This is a genomic window from Janthinobacterium sp. GW460-12-1-14-LB5 (genome assembly GCF_059423585.1).
In genome coordinates this window covers 134,594-155,770 of record NZ_JBWKYD010000018.1, presented here as the reverse complement: position 1 = coordinate 155,770, position 21,177 = coordinate 134,594, and the positions used below count along the sequence as shown (strand labels likewise).

The 21,177-nt window shown below is 64.5% G+C and carries 17 protein-coding genes; 14 read left to right on the top strand and 3 right to left on the bottom strand.

The window, feature by feature from the left end:
• Positions 1 to 73 precede the first annotated feature (73 nt).
• Positions 74 to 493, bottom strand: a complete 420-nt coding sequence (locus AC07X6_RS19450; RefSeq protein WP_494792068.1) for a hypothetical protein — start codon at positions 491 to 493, stop codon at positions 74 to 76.
• 306 nt (positions 494 to 799) lie between these two features.
• On the opposite strand from AC07X6_RS19450, the gene AC07X6_RS19445 reads away from it, so the two are divergent.
• Positions 800 to 1,870: a M29 family metallopeptidase gene (locus tag AC07X6_RS19445; RefSeq protein WP_494792067.1), complete on the top strand. Its 1,071-nt coding sequence runs from the start codon at positions 800 to 802 to the stop codon at positions 1,868 to 1,870.
• 3 nt (positions 1,871 to 1,873) lie between these two features.
• Here AC07X6_RS19445 and AC07X6_RS19440 read toward each other — a convergent pair whose 3' ends face one another.
• Positions 1,874 to 2,833, bottom strand: a complete 960-nt coding sequence (locus tag AC07X6_RS19440) for a LysR family transcriptional regulator (RefSeq protein ID WP_230539823.1) — start codon at positions 2,831 to 2,833, stop codon at positions 1,874 to 1,876.
• A gap of 110 nt (positions 2,834 to 2,943) precedes the next feature.
• Between AC07X6_RS19440 and AC07X6_RS19435 the strand changes: the two genes are divergently transcribed.
• The 13 genes from AC07X6_RS19435 to AC07X6_RS19375 all read left to right on the top strand — a co-directional run bounded on the left by AC07X6_RS19435 (position 2,944) and on the right by AC07X6_RS19375 (position 20,354).
• On the top strand, positions 2,944 to 3,783 hold the full coding sequence (locus tag AC07X6_RS19435; RefSeq protein WP_494792066.1) for a phytanoyl-CoA dioxygenase family protein: 840 nt from the start codon (positions 2,944 to 2,946) through the stop codon (positions 3,781 to 3,783).
• Positions 3,783 to 4,601 (top strand): sugar phosphate isomerase/epimerase family protein, encoded by an 819-nt coding sequence (locus AC07X6_RS19430; RefSeq protein WP_494792065.1) that lies wholly within the window; start codon positions 3,783 to 3,785, stop codon positions 4,599 to 4,601. Before AC07X6_RS19435 ends, AC07X6_RS19430 begins: the two co-directional genes overlap by 1 nt.
• A gap of 80 nt (positions 4,602 to 4,681) precedes the next feature.
• Positions 4,682 to 5,143, top strand: a complete 462-nt coding sequence (locus tag AC07X6_RS19425) for a MarR family winged helix-turn-helix transcriptional regulator (protein WP_494792064.1) — start codon at positions 4,682 to 4,684, stop codon at positions 5,141 to 5,143.
• 165 nt (positions 5,144 to 5,308) lie between these two features.
• Entirely contained in the window at positions 5,309 to 7,684 is a 2,376-nt protein-coding gene (locus AC07X6_RS19420; protein ID WP_494792063.1) for a M1 family metallopeptidase, read from the top strand.
• Positions 7,681 to 8,187, top strand: a complete 507-nt coding sequence (locus AC07X6_RS19415) for a DUF6702 family protein (RefSeq protein WP_230539828.1) — start codon at positions 7,681 to 7,683, stop codon at positions 8,185 to 8,187. The genes AC07X6_RS19420 and AC07X6_RS19415 overlap by 4 nt, the downstream gene beginning before the upstream one ends.
• Positions 8,184 to 10,220 (top strand): TonB-dependent receptor, encoded by a 2,037-nt coding sequence (locus AC07X6_RS19410; RefSeq protein WP_494792062.1) that lies wholly within the window; start codon positions 8,184 to 8,186, stop codon positions 10,218 to 10,220. Before AC07X6_RS19415 ends, AC07X6_RS19410 begins: the two co-directional genes overlap by 4 nt.
• A gap of 105 nt (positions 10,221 to 10,325) precedes the next feature.
• On the top strand, positions 10,326 to 11,060 hold the full coding sequence (locus AC07X6_RS19405; RefSeq protein ID WP_494792061.1) for a 2OG-Fe dioxygenase family protein: 735 nt from the start codon (positions 10,326 to 10,328) through the stop codon (positions 11,058 to 11,060).
• Positions 11,061 to 11,202: 142 nt separating this feature from the next.
• Complete coding sequence (locus tag AC07X6_RS19400; RefSeq protein WP_230539831.1) at positions 11,203 to 12,564, top strand: hybrid sensor histidine kinase/response regulator; 1,362 nt, start codon at positions 11,203 to 11,205, stop codon at positions 12,562 to 12,564.
• Positions 12,565 to 12,825: 261 nt separating this feature from the next.
• On the top strand, positions 12,826 to 13,533 hold the full coding sequence (locus tag AC07X6_RS19395) for a CerR family C-terminal domain-containing protein (RefSeq protein WP_494792060.1): 708 nt from the start codon (positions 12,826 to 12,828) through the stop codon (positions 13,531 to 13,533).
• A 17-nt stretch (positions 13,534 to 13,550) separates the two neighbouring features.
• Positions 13,551 to 14,966, top strand: coding sequence for an efflux transporter outer membrane subunit (locus AC07X6_RS19390; RefSeq protein WP_494792059.1), 1,416 nt, complete (start codon positions 13,551 to 13,553; stop codon positions 14,964 to 14,966).
• A gap of 13 nt (positions 14,967 to 14,979) precedes the next feature.
• Positions 14,980 to 16,137 carry an efflux RND transporter periplasmic adaptor subunit gene (locus AC07X6_RS19385; protein WP_494792058.1) on the top strand — a complete coding sequence of 386 codons (1,158 nt, stop codon included), beginning with the start codon at positions 14,980 to 14,982 and terminating at the stop codon, positions 16,135 to 16,137.
• Between the two features lie 9 nt (positions 16,138 to 16,146).
• Complete coding sequence (locus AC07X6_RS19380) at positions 16,147 to 19,263, top strand: efflux RND transporter permease subunit (RefSeq protein ID WP_494792057.1); 3,117 nt, start codon at positions 16,147 to 16,149, stop codon at positions 19,261 to 19,263.
• Positions 19,264 to 19,394: 131 nt separating this feature from the next.
• Positions 19,395 to 20,354 carry a hypothetical protein gene (locus tag AC07X6_RS19375; protein WP_494792056.1) on the top strand — a complete coding sequence of 320 codons (960 nt, stop codon included), beginning with the start codon at positions 19,395 to 19,397 and terminating at the stop codon, positions 20,352 to 20,354.
• 18 nt (positions 20,355 to 20,372) lie between these two features.
• On the opposite strand, the gene AC07X6_RS19370 is transcribed toward AC07X6_RS19375, so the two are convergent.
• Complete coding sequence (locus AC07X6_RS19370) at positions 20,373 to 21,113, bottom strand: tetratricopeptide repeat protein (RefSeq protein WP_494792055.1); 741 nt, start codon at positions 21,111 to 21,113, stop codon at positions 20,373 to 20,375.
• Between the last annotated feature and the right edge of the window lie 64 nt (positions 21,114 to 21,177).

The window sequence follows — 21,177 nt, the reverse complement described above, 5'->3', positions numbered from 1 at the left end:
TGCTGCCATGGCATGCTCCTCCCACATCGAGATAGCATGCCACAACTTCGTTGTTGATTTTGTCTACACCCTCTTAGACTTTGACGGCGTCAACTTTTGCAATCACGGTGCGCGGGATGATATCCGTAACCGGACACGTCTCCATCGCATCCGAATACGCGAGCCAGCGCTGCAGGCTTTCCATGCGGCGGATGGTGATGCCCTTGCCGTTAATGTAGCCGATCTGCTCGAAATAGGCGGGGTTGGTAGTCAACTTCGACACGGTGGGCGCATTGTCCACCAGGCGGTCGTAGGCCTTGCGCGCCTTGTGCTCCCACTTGGCCAGCACGGGGTCGTCGAAGCGGTTGCTTTCAAAATACACGGTGATGGTGCGGTCGTGGTTGGCAAAGCCGACGATGGCCGCACCCTTGCGTATGGTCAACAGGACATCTTCCTTGACGCCCGTGACGGGAACAAAGACGGCAGCGCGCCCATCCGTATCTGGCCGCTCCATGGGAATATCTTGTCCGATTATGCTCATCACATCACACTCTTTGTAATCGCCTGTTGGCCTGTTGTATTTGTATCTAGTTTTTGAAAGCATGTCGTACGCACGCGGACGGGGCCGCTGCGACTGGCCGCTTCCAGGCTCGCTGCCATAGCCTGTCATACCATTTTTCAAATAATACATTGCTGTAAAGCACTACACAAGATAATCAGGGCCGCGGCGCCCCCATGTCCTCCGCCGGATGGGGAATGGTGTGCACCGCAGCAATCGCCTTATAATGCTGCGATTACTTCACGCCCCCACCTTCGCACCATGACGCTTCCCGAGAATGACACCAGCCGGCTCGACGCCATCAGCGCCGCCGCCACCGAAGTGGCCGCGCAAAACGTGGCCGACCTGCTGGCCATGGCCATCTGCCACCGCCCGGACGAACCATCCCTGATCGTCTGCGACAAGCGCAGCTGGCTCAATGTCGTGCTGACGGAGGCGTACCGCCAGGCCTTGCCGGACGCCACCTTCATCGATTTCGACGAGGTCACGCCGGACGCCGTGCTGGCCGCGTTTGCCGATCTGCCCGCCGGCAGCCTCGTCGTGCTGATCCAGTCGACCAGCTTCCGTCTGGAAGCGTTCCGCATCCGCATCGAGCTGTTCAAGCGGGGCCTGAAAGTCATCGAACACGTGCATTTGTCGCGCATGCCCGGCGTGCAGGGACTGCACTACATCGCTTCGCTGGCCTACGATCCCGCCTACTACCGGGGCGTGGGCCACGCGCTGAAGGCGCGCATCGACGGCGCCCGCCACGGCATGGTCGACAGCGGCGGCGAGCAACTGGTCTTCGCTTCCCCGTTCGAAGCGGCCAAACTGAATATCGGCGACTACAGCGGCATGAACAACATCGGCGGCCAGTTCCCGCTCGGTGAAGTGTTTACGGAAGCGCAGGACCTGGAAGCGGTGAACGGGCGCGTGCGCATCTTCGTCTTCGGCGACACGCACTTCATGGTCAACCGCCCCGACACGCCGATTACCCTGATCATCGACAAGGGCCGAGTCACAGGCACGGAAAACGCCACGCCGGAATTTACCGCCATGCTCGAGATCATCCGCGCGCATGAAGGCGAAGTGTGGGTGCGCGAACTGGGCTTCGGCATGAACCGCGCCTTTTCGCGCGAACAGCTGGTCAACGACATCGGCACGTATGAACGCATGTGCGGCATCCACCTGTCGCTGGGCGCCAAGCACGGCGTGTATACAAAACCGCAGTTCAAGCGCAAGGATGCGCGCTACCACGTCGACATCTTCGCCGTCACCGAAGCCGTTTATCTGGACGACGAGCGCGTGTACGCCGATGGCGCGTGGACGCTGGAAGCCGTCGCGTTCAATTGATCGTCAGCTGAAAAATCCGGCGGCGTCCAGCTCGCGGTCCCACGGCGGCACGGGCTGGTATTCGGCCACCAGGAAATCGATCAGCGCGCGCACCTTGGGCGACATTTGCCGGCTGGCCGGATACAGGGCGCTCAAGTGATTCAGCGGCAGCGCCCAGCCGGACAGCACGGGCAGCAGGCTGCCATCGAGCAGATTGCGCCAGGCGAGGAACGTGGTGCTGTAGACGATGCCCAGTCCCCGCTGCGCCGCCTGATGCAGCACCAGGCCATTATTGGCCGTAAAGCCCGCCTGCACGCGCACGCTCACTTCCTCGCGCTGTTCCCCTTCTCCCCGCTGGAAATGCCAGTTCGTGCCATCGGTCAGGTGGCTGAAATGCAGGCACTGGTGCTGCAATAAATCCTGCGGCGACTGCGGCACGCCCCATTGCGCCAGGTAGGCGGGACTGGCGCACAGCACGGCGCGGCACGGCGCCAAAGGCCGCATGGCCAGCGCGCTGCTGTCCGGGATGCCGCCCACGCGGATGGTCAAGTCGAAACCGTGGCGTATCGGGTCGAGCAGGGCATCGTCGACAAACAGCTCGGCCCGCACCTGCGGGTGCAGCAGGCTGAAACGGGCGACGGCATCGGCCAGCCACGCGCTGCCGAAACTCGATGGCGCCTGGATGCGCAGCGGCCCGGCCAGCTCCGCCCCCGCTCCCGCCTGCGCCACGTGCGCCACCATGCGCGCCGCTTCCTGCGCCTGGCTGACGGTGGCCATGCACGGCGCCAGGTAGGCGCGGCCCGCATCCGTCAGGCTCACTTCGCGCGTGGAGCGGTGCAGCAGGCGCGCATTGAGGCGCTCTTCCAGCTGCATGATGGTCTTGCTGACCATGGCGCGCGTCAGGCCCAGGCGCTGTCCCGCCGCCGTGAAGCTGCGCAGGCGCGCCACTTCGACAAAGATTTCCATCGCTTTTAGTTGATCCATGTCAAAGATTGTCTGCGTTTTGGCGACAATCTGTCAACCAGAGGACGATTGTTTGCCACCCTCGTCCATCCTACAATGGCGCTTTCCACTGACCTTCCGGAGCCGCCGCCATGCTGACAACAGAACAACAAGAACAATACAAACGCGACGGCTATATCATCCTGCCCGGCTTCAAGGGCGCGGATGAAATCGCCGCCCTGCGCGCGCGCGCCGAGCAGATTGTCAACGAATTCGATCCCAGCGTCAGCCAGTCGATCTTCACCACGCGCGACCAGGCGAAGAACACCAACGATTATTTCCTCGCCTCCGACAACACCATCCGCTGCTTCTTCGAGGAAGAGGCGTTCGGCCCGGACGGCCAGTTGAAACAGGACAAATCGCTGTCGATCAACAAGATCGGCCACGCCATGCATGACCTGGACCCCGTCTTCCGTGCCTTTTCGGCCGACCCGAAACTGGCCGACGTGGCGCGCGACCTGGGCCTGGCGCAAGCCCAGGTCTGGCAATCGATGTACATATTTAAACAGCCCGGCATCGGCGGCGAAGTGCGCTGGCACCAGGACGCCACGTATTTCGAGACGACGCCGATCAGCGTGACCACCTTCTGGTTCGCGCTGGAAGACGCGACCCTGGACAACGGCTGCCTGTGGGCCGAGCCGGGCGGCCACCGCGGCCCCCTGCGCGAGCGCTTCATCCGCAACGGCGACCAGGTGCGCGTGGAAAAACTCGATGCCATGCCCTGGCCCGACGACAGCACGGCCGTGCCGCTCGAAGTGAAGGCCGGCGCCCTCGTCTGCTTCCACGGCTTGCTGCCTCACTACAGCGCGCCGAACCGCTCGCCTGTCTCGCGCCACGCCTACACCTTGCATGCGACGGACGGCCAGACCGAATACGCGGCGCATAACTGGATACAGCGCGACGCGGCGTTTCCCGTGCGGGGCTTCGTCTGATGCGCATCCAGGTTTTCGCCGCCCACTGGGGCAATAACGACCTGGCGCCCGAGGTCTTCATCGACAAAGTACTGACGGCCGGCTTCGACGGAATCGAGATGTCGCTGCCGCTGGACGCCGCCCTGCGCGAGGAATGGACGGACCGCATCGCCAAGGCTGGCCTGCAGCTGATCGCCGCGCAGTGGGAAACCGTGTTCCACGCTGAATTCGAGCTGCACCGCGCGGCCCTGGCGGAATTGCTGGAAAACGCCTGCCTGGCGCGCCCCGTGCTGGTCAACACGCACACGGGCAAGGATTTTTATACGCCGGCGCAGAACGGGGAACTGATCGACCTGGCCGCCGCCATCTCGGAAAAGCACGGCGTGCCCATCGTGCATGAGATCCACCGCAGCCGCTTTTCCGGCCACCCGATGCTGCTGCTGCCGTATCTGCAGCAGTATCCGCAACTCCCCTTGACGGCCGACCTGTCGCACTGGTGCTGCGCCTGCGAATCGCTGCTGGAAGACCAGCCGCAGACCCTGGCGCAGGTGCTGCCGCTGGTACACCACGTGCATGCGCGCGTGGGCCATGCGCAAGGGCCGCAGGTGGCCGACTTCCGCGCGCCGGAAGCCAAGCCGGCGCTGGACGCCCACCTGGCGTGGTGGGACGCCATCGTCGCCCTGCGCCGCGCCTCTGGCGCCGAACGCATGACGTTTACGCCGGAATTCGGCCCCGCGCCGTACACGCAAACGCTGCCCTGGACGCAGCAACCGGTGAGCGATGCGTGGGAACAGAACGTGGCCATGCTCGCCCTGCTGCGCGCGCGGTACGCCGGGTAAAGCGCCCGCGTCCCGGCGCCGGATCGCCAGGTCCGGCGCCGCGCATTGCAATTAAATAGCGCACTATATATACTGTGCCCATGGATACCACCACCCCTCCCAACTCCTTGCACCAGGTGCCGCGCCTGGACAGCCAGCTGTGCTTTGCGCTGTACTCGACCTCGCTCGCCATGAACAAGCTGTACCGCAAGCTGCTGCGCAAGCTCGGTCTCACCTATTCGCAATACCTGGTGATGATGGTGCTGTGGGAGCGCGACGGCCTGACGGTGTCGGAAGTGGGCGAGCGCCTGTTCCTCGACTCGGCCACCCTGACGCCCCTGCTCAAGCGCATGGAGCAATCGGGCCTGCTGACGCGCACGCGCGCCGCCAGCGACGAGCGCCAGGTCATCATTTCGCTCACAGAGCAAGGCGGCCAGCTGCGCCACGCAGCGGCCCTGCTGCCCGAAGCCATCCTGACGGCCAGCCATTGCAGCGTGGAACAAGTTGTGGACATGAAACAACAGCTGAACCAGTTGCGCGACAGCCTGATGAAAAGTGAGTAAACGCACTGCTTTTCCGAGCAAAATAAGGCGAAATATCCCCCTGACAGCGCCAGACAAAAGCTGGCGCACAATCCGCCTTTCTTTATTACAAATCGATACAAGGATGGCCCCACCCTGCGTATAGAATAGTTGCCACTATTTCCTTACAACAACATCAGGGTGAATATGCGCATACCTTTCGGCTCCGTTGCCTCGTTGGCTCTCTGCTTTACCGTGTCGGCCTTCGCTGCCGAACCATTCGACGACAAGTTCCGCCAGCTCGAAGAGGTGCTGCCCACCCCGAATACCTACCGCACCGCGTCCGGCGCCCCTGGCCACGCCTACTGGCAGCAGCGCGCCGACTACACGATCCGCGCCACCCTGGACGAGGCCAAGCGCGAAATCGCCGGCAGCGGCAGCATCACCTACCATAACCAGTCGCCCGATACCCTCGGCTACCTGTGGCTGCAGCTGGATCAGAATATCTACAAGCCCGATTCCGATGCGCGCCGCATGACCACGGCGCCCTCGCGCCAGGCGTGGGCCAAGACGGCGGGCGAAGACACGATGAAGTTCGAAGGCTTGCGCGGCATGCTGGCGCGCGGCGACTTCCAGGGCGGCTTCAATATCCGTGCCTTGAAGGGCGCTGACGGCCAGCCTTTGAAGTATGTAGTGAACCGCACCATGATGCGCATCGACTTGCCGCAGCCCCTGAAGCCGGGCCAGGACTTCGTCTTCCAGGTCGACTGGGATTACCGCATCAACGAACAGAAGGTGCTGGGCGGGCGCGCCGGCTATGAAGTCTTCGACGACAAGAACGCGCTGTTCGAAGTGGCGCAGTGGTTCCCCCGCATGGCCGCCTATTACGACGCGGCCGGCTGGCAGCACAAGCAGTTCCTGGGCTCGGGCGAATTCACGCTGGAATTCGGCGACTACGACGTGCAGCTGACGGTTCCCGCCGACCATATCGTCGCTTCCACGGGCGAGTTGCAAAATCCGCAGGAGGTGCTGTCCGCCGCACAGCGCGAACGCCTGGAAAAGGCCCGCCGCAGCGACAAGCCCGTCGTCATCGTCACGCAGAAGGAAGCGGAAGCGGCCGAGAAAACGGTGAACCGCGCGCAAAAGACGTGGCACTTCAAGGCGGCCAATGTGCGCGACTTCGCCTGGGCCTCGAGCCGCAAGTTCATCTGGGATGCGCAGGGCTACAAAAAGGGCGGCAGCGACGTGATGGCCATGTCCTACTATCCGAAAGAGGGCAATCCGCTGTGGGAAAAATACAGCACGCAAGCCATCGTGCACACGATTGAACAGTACAACAAGTACAGCATCGACTATCCGTATCCGACGGCCATCTCCGTCAACGGCCCCGTGGGCGGCATGGAGTATCCGATGATCTCGTTCAACGGCCCGCGTCCCGTGAAGGACAAGAAGACGGGCGAGCTGACGTATTCGAAACGCACCAAGTATGGCTTGATCGGCGTGATCATCCACGAGGTGGGCCACAATTACTACCCGATGATCATCAACTCGGACGAACGCCAGTGGACATGGATGGACGAAGGCCTCAACACCTTCGTGCAATACCTGGCGCAGCAGGCGTGGGAAGAAAATTACCCGGCCTCGCGCGGCGAACCGCGCGAAATCGTCGACTACATGCGTAGCCGCGACCAGGTGCCCATCATGACCAATTCCGAGTCCCTGCTGCAGTTCGGCAACAACGCCTACGCCAAGCCGGCGGCGGGCCTGAACATCCTGCGCGAAACCATTCTCGGGCGCGAGCTGTTCGACTACGCCTTCAAGGAATATGCGCAGCGCTGGAAATTCAAGCGCCCCACGCCCGCCGACTTCTTCCGCACCATGGAAGACGCCTCCGGCACGGACCTGGACTGGTTCTGGCGCGGCTGGTTTTATACGACCGACCCGGTCGACATCAGCATCGACGGCATCAGCGAATACGGCGTGAGCTCGAAAGATCCGGCAACGGAAAAAGCCTGGAAAAAGGCGCAAAAGGACGCCCAGCCGGAATCCGTCACGAGCCGCGCCAACAAGGGCATGCCGCGCCGCGTCGACGCGCATCCGGAACTGAAGGATTTCTACAACCAGCACGACGATTTCACGGTGACCAACAAGGATCGCAACGCCTACGCCGAAGCGCTGGCCGGCCTGGAACCGTGGGAGAAGGATTTGCTGAAACAGGGCAAGCACCTGTACCTGGTCGACCTGTCGAACGTGGGCGGCATGGTCATGCCCCTGATCCTCGAGATCGAGCTAAAAAGCGGCAAGAAGTACGTGGAGCGCGTGCCGGCCGAAGTATGGCGCTACTCGCCGAAGAAAATCACCAAGGTCGTCATCACGGATGAACCGATGGTGGGCCTGGTGCAGGACCCGTACTGGGAAACGGCCGACATCGACACCAGCAACAATAGCTGGCCGAGAAAAATCACGCCCTCGCGCCTGGAACTGTTCAAGAGCGAGAAGTCGCCCAGGGAGAACCTGATGCGCGATTTTCATACGCCGTTGAAAGGCCAGAACGGCGGCGCGGCCAAGGGCGACGAGGCGTGAAGCGCTGGCGCCTCCTCGCGGCAAGCCTGCTGGCCTGCGCCAGCATGGCGGCCGGCGCGCATAATTTCCACATGGGCATCGCCGACATCAGCTACAACGGGGCCAGCGGCAGCACGGAAGTGGTGCACACCTACACGGGCCACGACGTCGAGGCGCTGCTGACGAACCTGTACCAGCGCCAGTTCGACCTGGGCCAGGAAGACAGCGAAGCGGCCCTGCGCCGTTATGTCGAAAAACAGTTTTACCTCGTGGGACCGGACGGCAAGCGATTGCGCCTGAACTGGGTCGGCATGAAGGTCAATGCCGACAACGTGGTGATCTTCCAGGAAATCGAGCACACGCGCCTGGTCCCCGCCACGCGCATCCACAACCAGTTGCTGATCGACTTCCTGCCCAGCCAGCGCAATACCCTCAACGTGCAGGACAGCGGCAGCATCCAGACGCTTATCTTCGACCGCCAGAACACGGAATTGCCGATCCGCCAAGCCCCAGTACACCCATGACGCCACGCTATCTGCCCCTCTTCCTCGCCGCCCTGTTTTCCGCCACCGCCGCCCATGCCGACGACATCTTCCAGCGCGTGCTGGTCGACGGCTCCCGCCTGAACCAGCTGGGCGTGGCCGATTCGGCCAACGCGGGCAGCGTCACGCAACAGCAGCTCGACGCGCGCACCAGCTACCGGCCCGGCGAATTGCTCGAAGCAGTACCGGGCTTGATCGCCAGCCAGCATAGCGGCGAGGGCAAGGCCAACCAGTTCTACTTGCGCGGCTTCAACCTCGATCACGGCACCGACTTGCGCACCACCGTCGACGAGATGCCCGTCAACCAGCGCAGCCATGGCCACGGCCAGGGCTGGACGGACCTGAACTTTTTGATCCCCGAACTGGCCATGCGCCTCGATTACAAAAAGGGGCCGTATTCGGCGGCGCAAGGCGATTTTTCCTCGGCGGGCGCGGCGTCCGTCATCTACGCGAACCGCCTGACGCAGGGCATCGCCAGCGCGGGCATCGGGCAAAACGGCTTTCGCCGCGCCCTGCTGGCCGATTCGTTTGACGCGGGCGACGGCAGCCTGCTGTACGCGCTCGAAGCGCAGCACAACGACGGCCCGTTCACCCAGCCGGACCGCTACCGCAAGCGCAATGGCGTGCTGCGCTACAGCGAAGGCTATGCCAACAACGGCTTCAACGTCACGGCCATGGCGTATGACGCCAGCTGGAACGCCACCGACCAGATTCCGCTGCGCGCCGTGCAGGACGGCAGCTTGGGCCGCTTCGACGCCATCGATGCCAGCGATGGCGGCAAGGCGCAGCGCTACAGCCTGTCGGGCGCCTGGCGCCAGACGACGGACGACGCGTCGTCCAGGGTCAGCGCGTATGCGATCGCCAACCGCCTGGCCCTGTTCTCGAATTTTACGTATGCGCTGGACGACCCGCTCAACGGCGACCAGTTCGCCCAGCCCGACCGGCGCGTGACGGCCGGCGTCAATGCCAGCCACACCTGGCACCGCCACACGGACAGGGGCAGCAGCGACACCACCATCGGCCTGCAGCTACAGAACGACAATATCCACAATGGCCTGTACAACACGCGCCGGCGCCAGATCCTGTCGACCACGCGGCAAGACCATATCGTCGAAACGAGCATCGGCGTGTATGGCGAAAACAGCACGCGCTGGTCGCGATCGCTGCGCACCGTGGCCGGCCTGCGCGCGGACGCCTACCGCTTCGACGTGCGCAGCGACCGCGCCGCCAATGCGGGCACGGCCAGCGACCATTTGTTCAGCCCCAGCCTGAGCGTGATCGCCGGTCCGTGGCGCGAGACGGAAGCGTATTTCAACATTGGCAATGGTTTTCACAGCAACGACGCACGCGGCACGACCATCACGGTCGATCCGAAGACGGGCGAGGCGGCCGGCAAGGTCACGCCATTGGTGCGCTCGCGCGGCCTGGAACTGGGCTTGCGCAGCGCCGCCATCGCCGGCCTGCAAACGTCGCTGTCGCTGTACCGCCTGGACTTCGATTCCGAGCTGCTGTTCATCGGCGACGCCGGCGCCACCGAGGCGGGCCGTCCCAGCCGCCGCTACGGCATCGAGTTTTCCAGCTACTACAAGGCGGCCAGCTGGCTGTCGCTGGACCTGGACCTGGCGTATGCGCGGGCACGCTCGCGCGGCAGCGACCCGGCGGGCGACTTCATCCCCGGCGCCATCGAAGGCGTGGCCCAGCTGGCCATGACGCTGACACCGCAGGGGCCATGGTCAGGGTCCTTACGCCTGCGCTACTTCGGCCCGCGCCCCCTGATCGAGGACAACAGCGTGCGTTCCGCTGCCAGCGTGGGCTTGAACGGGCGTATCGCCTACCAGATCGGCAAGACCTTGCGCATGGAACTGGAGGGCTACAACCTGGCCAACCGGCGCGACTCGGCCATCGACTACTACTATGCCTCGCGCCTGCCCGGCGAAGCGCAGCCGGTCGACGATATCCACTTCCATCCGGTGGAATCGCGCTCGCTGCGCCTGACCCTGGTAAAGAATTTTTAACTCAACAAGAATAATTCGTATCGCACACTGCACAGGAATCGCCGCGAAGTCGTAGAATGCCAGGCTGGATAAACTGATACAGGCCGCGTTCCGGCCGGCACCGCCATGAGCACTTCCGCACCGATCTTTACCGACCCGTCCCACGTCAAGGACGCCTTGCGCGATGACGGCTATGCCGTCCTGCGCCCGCAGGACGTGGCCGCGCTGGCCGGCTGCCCGCTCGACGCGCTGCGCGCGCTGGAACCAAGCTGGAATACGCTGGCGCTGGACAATTACCTGAAGGATGGCGGCCGCTATCGGCGCCGGCGCCACTCGTGCTTCGTGCAGGATGGCGAGCGCCTGACGCAGACGGCGCACCGTCCGCACTGGCAACCGGTGGAATACAACGCTCTGCACGGCGGCATGCACCGCCTGTTCGAACCGGTCGAACCGGCTATCGTTGCGCAAGCGGCCTGGCAGCAGCTGATCCGCGCGCTGGGGGACGCCTGCTCGCAGGTCAAGGGCCGCCAGCCGTGGTTCATCGAGGCGCACCAGTTCCGCATCGATACGACCGATGGCATCGGCCGCCCCACGCCGGAAGGCGCGCACCGCGACGGCGTCGACTTCGTCGCCGTGCTGCTGATCGGGCGCGAACAGGTCAAGGGCGGCGAGACGCGCATCTTTGAAGCGGACGGTCCCAACGGCAAACGCTTTACCCTGACCGAGCCGTGGTCGCTGCTGCTGCTCGACGATGCGGCCGTCATCCATGAATCGACGCCGATCCAGCCCGTCGGCGAACATGGCCACCGCGACACCCTCGTGCTGACCTATCGCGCCGGCCAGTTCCAGGGCGAAAACTGATAGGCGGCCACAGCATTCCCATGGGCCAAAATAGTTACTTGGAAGTTACTTTTACAGACCTAAATCCGATATAGTCACAGGATGTCGATCTTGCGCGCTCAACGCGCCCAGCATCACCACACTGAAATCCTAGGAGAGGTCTGTGGACTCCAACAACCAAATCAAGCCTGACGAAATCGAGATCCTGATCGTCGAGGACAGCCCGACCCAGGCGGAGCGCTTGCGCCGCCTGATCCAGTCGCTGCACTACAACGCGCGCGTGGCGGCGAATGGCCAGCTGGCCCTGGCCGCCATCCGCGAGCGCAAGCCGCACCTGGTGCTGTCCGATATCGTCATGCCTGAAATGAATGGCTACGACCTGTGCCGCGCCATCAAGTCCGATCCGACCCTGCGCGACATTCCCGTCATCCTCGTCACCTCGCTCAACGACCCGAAGGACATCATCCGCGGCATCGAGTGCGGCGCCGACAATTTCATCCGCAAGCCGTATGCGGAAGACTACCTGCTCAACCGCATCAGCCACATGCTGATGAACCAGAAGCTGCGCAAGAACCAGAACGTGGAAATTGGCATCGCCCTGTACCTGGGCGACCAGAAGCACTTCATCAATGCGGAGCGCCAGCAAATCCTCGACCTGCTGATCTCCACGTATGAACAGGCGGTGCAGGTCAACGGCGAACTGCAGGCGCGCGAACGCCAGGTGATCGAGCTGAACATGCGCCTGGCGCACCATGCGGCCGAACTGGAAACCATCAACCGCGAAATCGCCCTGAAAAACCTGGAACTGGCCGAGGCGAGCCGCATGAAGTCCGCCTTCATCGCCAACATGTCGCATGAATTGCGCACGCCGCTGAACGCCATCATCGGATTCACGGGCGCACTGCTGATGAAACTGCCCGGCCCCCTGACGTCGGACCAGGACAAGCAGCTCAATACCATCCGCGCCAGCGCGCGCCATCTGCTCTCCTTGATCAACGACATCCTCGACGTGGCCAAGATCGAAGCGGGCAAGCTGACCCTGTCGATCGAGCCGGTGCACTGCCAGGACCTGATGGCCGAAGTGGCCGACACCCTGCGCCCCCTGGCCCAGCAAAAGGGCCTGGCGCTGGAGATGGCGCTGGGCGAAGCGGGCCAGCCGCCCGCCATCATCGACACGGATCGCCGCGCGCTGACGCAAATCCTCATCAACCTGCTCAACAACGCCATCAAGTTCACGGAACAGGGCACGGTGCGCATCAGCCTGGCCCAGCGCGAGGAAGACGGCGTGCTGGTGACGGAAATGAGCATCGCCGACAGCGGCGCCGGCATCAAGGAAGAAGACCAGGCCAAGCTGTTCCAGGCCTTCTCGCAGCTCGATTCCACCTCCACGCGCCACGTGGAAGGCGCGGGACTGGGCCTGTACCTGTGTCAGAACCTGGCCAACGCCATCGGCGGCGCCCTGTTCTTCAACAGCGACTACGGCTCGGGCAGCACGTTCACCCTGGCCCTGCGCAGCAAAACCTGAACTGCGATGCACCGCAACATGCCATTGTGATGTTTGCCATCCTGGAGAGATGGATACAGTAGTTCTACGGTATTGCACTGCAACATATTCAGCGCTATAGTGAACCTGTCTCCTCCAATTCGTTCTCCGAACATTGGATTCAGCCCGCGCCAGTTCGCGGGCTTTTTTTTGCCTGCGTTTTCCATGATCTTCATCTTTCCTTAACTAAATCAAGCGATTTAGTTATATCAATCGTTTGAGATATATGATTAAATCTCCGACATGATTGAAAAAAACATTTCCCCAACACCAAGCGCCGACGACGGGCGCAAGCCCCGCTCCGATGGCGAGCAGTCGCGCGAGCGCCTGCTGCACAGCGCCATCCGCCTGTTTGCCGAGCAGGGCTACGCCAAGACCTCCACGCGCGAACTGGCACAGGCGGCCGGCACCAACGCGGCGGCCATCCGCTATTATTTTGGCGACAAGGCGGGCCTGTACCGCGCCGCCTTCTCCCATCAACTATCGAATCCACAAGACAATATCGCCCTGTACGAGCAACCCCATTTCACCCTGCGCCAAAGTCTGGAAGGCTTTTATGCGCAATTGCTCGCCCCCATGCAGCAGGGAGAAATCGCGCGCGATTGCATGCGCCTGTGGTGCCGCGAGATGCTCGAACCGACGGGCCTGTGGGCGCGCGAGGTCGACCAGAACATCCGTGCCGAACACGAAGCGCTCACGCGCGTGCTGGCGCGCCACCTGGGCGCCCCCGACGACAGCGACGACATGCACCGCCTGGCGTTTTCCATCGCCTCGCTCGCCCTGCAGCACATGGTCGGCGCCGAGGTGCTGCACACCCTGCGTCCGCAACTGATGGAATCGGCGCACGCCATCGATACCTGGCTGGCGCGCATGACCGACTACGCGCTGGCCATGGCCGACGTGGAGCGCCGGCGCCTGGCCACGCCTCCCTTTCCCCCTACCGCTCAATGACAAGCAGAAGGACCAGCATGACGACTATTCGATGCACCGTTCAACGCGCCCTGGCCGCCAGCATCGCGCTGGCGCTGGGCGGCTGCGCCCTGCAGGGACCGCCCGCCGCGGTGGCCGCCAGCGCACCCGCGCAATGGCAGGCGCCGCTGCCGCATAACGGCAAACTGACCGACCTGGCCAGCTGGTGGCAGGGCCAGGGCGACAGCCTGCTGGTGGAATTGATCACCGATGCGCAGCAGGCCAGCCCCACCATCGCCGCCGCCGGCACGCGCATCGTGCAGGCGCGCGCGGACAGCATCGGCAGCGGCGCCGCGCTGGCGCCCACGCTCGATGCGACAGGCAACGTGGTGCGCACCAGCCAGCAATCGGCGCAGCCCGGCGGCACCACCTCGCAGGCGGCCTTGCAGGCGTCGTGGGAAATCGATGTGTTTGGGGCCAACCGCGCCACGCGCGATGCGGCGCAAGAGCGCTACAACAGCGCCCGCGCCGGCTGGCATGAAGCCCGCGTCTCGGTGGCCGCAGAAGTGGCAAACCAGTACTACGCCTTGCGCACCTGCCAGCAATTGCAGGCCGTGGCCGAACAGGATGCCGTCTCGCGAAGCGACTCGGCGCGCCTGACGGCATTGAGCGCCGGCGCCGGCTTCCAGCCGCCCGCCAATGCCGCCCTGGCCCGTGCCAGCGCCGCCGAAGGCGCCAGCCGCGCCATCGAACAGCGCGCCGCCTGCGACGTGAACGTCAAGGCGCTGGTAGCCCTGTCGGCGATGCCGGAAGACTCGCTGCGCCAGAAGCTGGCGGCCAGCCCCTTTGTTGCGCCCTCGCCCGTGGCGATTGCGCAACTGCCGGCGCAAACCCTGGGCCAGCGTCCCGACATTTACAGCGCCGAACGCGAAGTGGCGGCCGCCAGCTTCGAAGTGCGCGGCGCCCAAGCGCAGCGCTACCCGCGTCTGAGCCTGGCCGGCTCCATTGGCAAGGGCAATATCCGCGCTGGCGGCACCAGCATCACGGCCAGCACCTGGAGCATCGGTCCGCTGGCCGTCAGCCTGCCCATCTTCGACGGCGGCACCCGCCGCGCCCAGGTCGATGCCGCCACGGCGCGCTACGACGAAGCGGTGGTGAAGTACCGCGCCGGCGTGCGCCAGGCCGTGCGCGAAGTGGAAGAGGCGCTGGTCAACCTGGCCAGCACGGACGAGCGCAGCGGCCACGCGAAAACGGCCCTGGAAGGCTACCGCGTGTCGTTCGTCGCCACCGAAGACCGCTACAAGAATGGCCTGGCCAGCCTGATCGAACTGGAAGACGCGCGCCGCACGCGCCTGGCCGCCGAAAACACGGTGGTCAACCTCGAGCGCGAACGCAGCGCCGCCTGGGTGGCGCTGTACCGCGCCGCCGGCGGCGGCTGGAACAGTAGCAACGCCATCGCCAACAATGCCCCCTGACGGATACGACAACATGAAAAAACTGACCTTGAAACCGATGGCGCTCACGCTGGCCGCCCTTTGCGTGGTGCTGGGCGCCGGCGTGGCCCTGTACTCCCCTTCCTCCACGGCGGCCGACGACGCCAAGGATAAAAACGCGGCGCCAAAGCCTGCCCTCACCGTCACCACGGCCAAGCCGCAAACGGCCAGCCTGCCCATCAAGCTGAAGGCCAACGGCAGCGTGGCCGCCTGGCAGGAAGCCATCATCGGCAGCGAATCGAACGGTTTGCGCCTCACCGACGTACGCGTGAATGTCGGCGACGTGGTGCGCGCCGGCCAGGTGCTGGCCGTGTTCTCCAACGACACGGTGAACGCCGACGTGGCGCAGGCCAGGGCCGCCGTGCTGGAAGCGGAAGCGAATGCGGCCGAAGCAGCCGCCAACGCCCAGCGCGCCCGCTCGCTGCAAAGCACGGGCGCCATCAGCGCGCAGCAGATCAGCCAGTACCTGACGGCCGAACAGACGGCCAACGCGCGCATTGCGTCGGCCAAGGCGCAGCTGGCGTCGCAGCAGCTGCGCCTGAAATACACGCAGGTGGTGGCGCCCGACAGCGGCATCATCTCCTCGCGCTCGGCCACCGTCGGTTCCGTCGTGGGCGCCGGCACGGAGCTGTTCCGCATGATCCGCCAGGGCCGCCTCGAATGGCGCGCCGAAGTGACGGCCACCGAGCTGCTGAATTTAAAACCCGGCACGCTGGCGCAGGTGAAGGCGGCCAATGGCAGCGTTTTGACGGGCAAGGTGCGCATGATCGCCCCTACCGTCGATCCGCAGACGCGTTCCGCCCTCGTGTATGTGGACCTGCCGGCCAGCAGCGGCAACAATGCGCCATTCAAGGCCGGCATGTACGCCAGCGGCGAATTTGAACTGGGCACCTCGGGCGCGCTGACGGTGCCGCAGCAGGCCATCGCCGTGCGCGACGGTTTTAGTTATGTCTTCCGCCTCAATCCCGACCAGCGTGTCAGCCAGATCAAGGTGCAGACCGGACGGCGCCTGAGCGACCGCATCGAGATTGTAGGCGGTATCACGGCCGACACGACGATTGTCGTCAGCGGCGCCGGCTTCCTCAATGACGGAGACCTGGTACGGAATGTGGCGACGCCAACAGCAGCCAAGCCGGCCGCAGCGAAAAAGTAAGGAGAGGCCATGAATTTTTCCTCCCTCTCGATCAAGAATCCGATCCCGGCCATCATGCTGTTCGCGCTCTTGACCCTGGCCGGCCTGCTGGCCTACAAGGCCAATCCGGTGCAGGATTTCCCCGACATCGAACTGCCCATCGTCACCGTCAGCGCGGTGCTGCCCGGCGCCGCGCCGGCGCAGCTGGAAACGGAAGTGGCGCGCAAGATCGAAGACTCCGTCGCCACCCTGCAAGGCGTGAAAAACATCTACACCAAGGTGCTCGATGGTGTCGTCACGGTGACCGTCGAATTCATCCTGGAAAAGCAGATCGCCGAAGCCGTCAACGACGTGCGCGACGCCGTCGCAAGGGTCAAGGCGGACATGCCGGCAGAACTGCGCGACCCCACCGTCACCAAGGCATCCACGGCAGGGCGCGTGGTGCTGACCTTTATCGCCACGGCAAAACCCGGCGTGGACAACCCGCTCGACTCTCCCGACCTGTCCTGGTACGTCGACAACACGGTGGCCAAGCGCCTCTTGACCGTGCCCGGCGTGGGTGCCGTCACCCGCGTGGGCGGCGTCTACCGCGAGATCCAGGTGGAACTCGACGAGGCGCGCATGGCGGCGCTGAAAGTGTCGGCGCTCGACGTCTCGCGGCAGCTGCGCCTGGTGCAGCGCGAAGCGCCGGGCGGCCGGGGCGACGTCAGCGGTGCCGAGCAGTCGGTGCGCACCATCGCCACCGTGAAAACGGCCGATGAACTGTCGCGCGTGGAAGTGCCGCTGCCGGACGGACGCCATGTGCGCCTGGACCAGGTGGCCAGCGTGCGCGACACCATCGCCGAGCCGCGCGCACTGGCCGAGCAGGATGGCAAGACCGTCGTCGCCTTCGAGGTGTTCCGCACCAAGGGCGCCAGCGAAGTGGCCGTCGCCAACGGCGCGCGCGCCGCCATCGCCGACCTGCAGAAGGAAAACCCCAGCGTGGTGCTGCAGCAGTCGATCGACAATGCCTTCCCCGTCGAGGAAAACTTCGACGGTTCGATGGAGCTGCTGTACGAAGGCGCGCTGCTGGCCGTGCTGGTGGTGTGGTGGTTCCTGCGCGACTGGCGCGCCACCCTGGTGGCCGCCGCCGCCCTGCCCCTGTCCGTGATGCCGGCCTTTCTCGGCATCTACTGGTTCGGCTACACGCTCAATACCGTCACCCTGTTGTCGCTGGCGCTGGTCGTCGGCGTGCTGGTCGACGACGCCATCGTGGAAATCGAAAACATCGAGCGCCATCTGCGCATGGGCAAGTCACCGATGGAAGCGGCCATGGAAGCGGCCGACGAAATCGGCATGGCGGTGATCGCCACCACCTTCGCCCTGGTGGCCGTGTTCCTGCCGACGGCCTTCATGAGCGGCATTCCCGGCCTGTTCTTCAAGCAGTTCGGCTGGACGGCCGTGCTGGCCGTGCTGGCCTCGCTGGTGGTGGCGCGGCTGCTCACGCCAATGATGGCGGCCTACATATTGAAACCGCTGCCGCACAAGGAAGAACAGGATGGCTGGCTGATGACGCGCTACCTGACGGTCATGCGCTGGTGCCTGAACCACCGCGGCATCACGGCCATCGCCGCGGCCCTGTTCTTTGTCGGCGCCATCGCGCTCGTGCCGCTGCTGCCGACCGGTTTCGTGCCGGCTGCCGACCGCGCACAGACGCAGATCAACCTGGAACTGCCGCCCGGCTCCACCCTGGCGGAAACGCAGGCCGTGGCAGCGCTGGCGCGCGACGCGGCCATGCGCACACAAGGCATCCAGGGCGTCTTCAGTTCGATTGGCGGGGGCTCCAGCGGCGACGCCTTCGCCCCCGGCGCGGCGGCCGAGGCGCGCCGCGCCGTGCTGACCCTGACCACCGTGCACCGCACGGAGCGCAAGGAATCGATGTCGGACCTGGAAACGCAGCTGCGCCACAAGCTCGATACGATCCCCGGCGCCCGCTTCACGGTGGGGCCGCCCGACACGGGCGTCAAGATGCAACTGGTGCTGCGCTCGGAAGACCCGGTGGCGTTGATGGCGGCGGCGCAAAAGGTCGAGCGCGAGCTGCGCGGCCTGAAAGGCATCGGCAACGTCAATTCCAGCGCCTCGCTGGTGCGTCCGGAAATCATCGTGCGCCCCGATTTCGCCAGGGCGGCCGACCTGGGCGTGACGGCGGCAGCCATCGGCGAGACCGTGCGCGTGGCCACGGCCGGCGACTACGACACGGACCTGACGAAAATGAACTTGCCCGAGCGGCAGGTGCCGATCCGCGTCAAGCTGCCCAACAGCGTGCGCGCCGACCTGGCCGCCATCGAGCGCCTGACCGTGCCCGGCAAGAATGGCCCCGTGCGCCTGGCGAACGTGGCCACGGTGACGATGGAAAGCGGCCCGGCGCAGATCGACCGCTTGAACCGCAGCCGCAACGTCACGCTCGACGTGGAACTCGGTTCGCGCACGCTCGGCGAACTGAATGAAGAAGCGCGCGCGCTGCCGTCGATGAAGAATCTGCCGCCGTCCGTGAAGATCGCCGAACTGGGCGACGCGCAGGAAATGGCGTCGCTGTTCGCCAGCTTCGGCCTGGCCATGCTGATCGGCGTGCTGTGCATCTATTGCGTGCTGGTGCTGCTGTTCAAGGACTTCATGCAGCCGGTGACCATCCTGGCGGCGCTGCCGCTGTCGATCGGCGGCGCCTTCGTGGCACTCCTGATCACGGGCAGCGCCCTGTCGATGCCGTCGATGATCGGCCTGATCATGCTGATGGGGATCGTCACGAAAAACTCCATCCTGCTGGTCGACTATGCGATCCTGGCGCGCCAGGCCGGCATGAACCGCTTCGATGCGCTGGTCGACGCCTGCCACAAGCGCAGCCGCCCCATCCTGATGACAACGATCGCCATGGGCGCCGGCATGATGCCGCTGGCGCTGGGCTGGGGCGCCGATCCCAGCTTCCGTTCGCCGATGGCGATTACCGTCATCGGCGGCCTGATCACCTCGACGTTATTGAGCCTGCTGGTGGTGCCGGCCGTGTTCACCTATATCGACGACCTGGAGCACCTGCTCAAGCGCGGCATGGCGAAACTGCGCCGCCAGCAGGCGCCGCTGCGGCGCGATGACAGGGTGGCGCTGGAAAAATAAGCGCCACGGCTGATTGCAAAAACGCCCCCTGCGGGCAAGGAAGCGGGGGACCGGCCACCAGGCCGCGCTCCCCCGCTTTCATCTATCTGGCATACTGCGCCCATTCTCCATGAACGCAATCTGCCCTGCCTATGAATTACCCCACTCCGCTGGCCCTGCTGTTGATATGCTCCCTGCTGGGCGCCTGCTCGGAAAAAACCGCGCCCGCCAAGGCACAGGAAGCCGCCGACGCGCCGGCAGCAGCCGTCGAACCGGCGCCGGCCGACATCGTGCCGCCGCCTGCCGCCACCGCGCCCAAGACCGACGAAATGAACACGCCGCAGGCACGCGAACACGAAGCGGCCATGATGCGCGCCGTCTTCGGCAAGGCCTACCGCGGCGACAGCGACGACGCGCTGGCCGACCTGCCCGATCCGGACAACCACGTCGACAAGCTCAGTTACGTCGTCAGCGCCGTCAGCCACAAGCTGCTGCCCGATGGCGGCGCCATCCTGGTGGCGAATGCGGAAACGGCCAACACGGAAGGCACGGCCGAATCGGCGCATGCCTCGCCGGGACTGCTGAATGTCTTTTTCCTGGCGCCAAAGGGCGCGCCGGAAGACGGCCAGTGGCAAGTCGTGAAACGCCTGGAAAACATCGCCGCCCTGGGCTCGTCGGGGCAGCTCGGCGAAGTCCACTGGGTCATGCTGGGCGCGAACAAGCCGGGACTGGCGATCCGCCACGGCTATACGGGCCAGGGCTACACCATCACGCAACTGGCCCTGTTTGAAATCGGCGACGGCAAGGTCAGCTCGCTCGATGGCGCCATCGACCTGTACTCGGACAATATGGGCGCCTGCGGGCCTGAAATGGACGAGTGCTGGATGGTCAAGGGAAACTGGCGCTTCGCGCCGGCGCGCAATGGCGGCGCCTACGATGACTTGCTGATCGATTTCAAGGGCGCGTCCGAAAAGATCAAGCCGGGCGTCACGGTCAAGCCGGACGAAGACCCGCCGCGCATCGCCACGCCCCTGAACGGCCACGCGCGCTATGGCTTCGATGGCAAGGGGTATAAATTAGTTGAAGGGATGAATCCAGTGCCTGGCGTGTAAGCCGGCACCGGCAATCCATCAGCGGCGTGCCGCCTCCAGGCGCGCCAGCAGCGGCGCATACATCGAACGCGTATGGCTGCTCCAGCGGGCCATGGCGCTGTCGATATCGAGCAGCAGGCGTTCCGACAACACCTTGTCGCCCTGCTGCAGCGCCCAGATCGCGCACTCGGCGCGGCACTCGAAACTGTTGTAGCGCGTCAGCGCATCGTCAAATTCCGCCTTCGCTTCCACCTGGCGCCCGCTTTGCGCCAGCGCGCGCGCCGTCAGCAGGGACACCATCTCGGGACGGAAATGGATATCCGTGCGGCGGATGAATTCCAGGTGCGTCAGCGCTTCGGCGCCGCGCCCGCACTCCAGATAGGCGCGCGCCGCGCCCAGGCGAATTTCCAGGTCCGATGAAAACGCTCCCCGCAGGCAGGCTTCGTACGTCGCTGCCGCTTCCTGCGCATCGCCCGCTTCCAGCTGCGCGCTGGCCAGACGCATCTGATTTTGCGCCGTCGGCGTGTACTCGAAGGCGGCCTTCGCCTCGCGCAATTCGCGGTTCGGATCGAGCACCTGCACGGCCACCGAAGCGACCTTGCGCGCGCCTTGCGGCAGGCGCGAATTGGGCAGGTAGATGGCGAAGAAATACACCACGCTGCCCAGCAGCGGGAACATGAATAAAATGAGCAGCCAGTACAGCTGCTGCCCGTTGCGCACCACGTGAATCGCAAAGAATACCGCGATCAGGATGTGGATGCCTATGCCAAAAATCGTCATACTGCGACCTCGTTCGTTCGTGAAGGAAGCGGCTGGCACCATGCCACCGCTTTTCCTGGTGAGA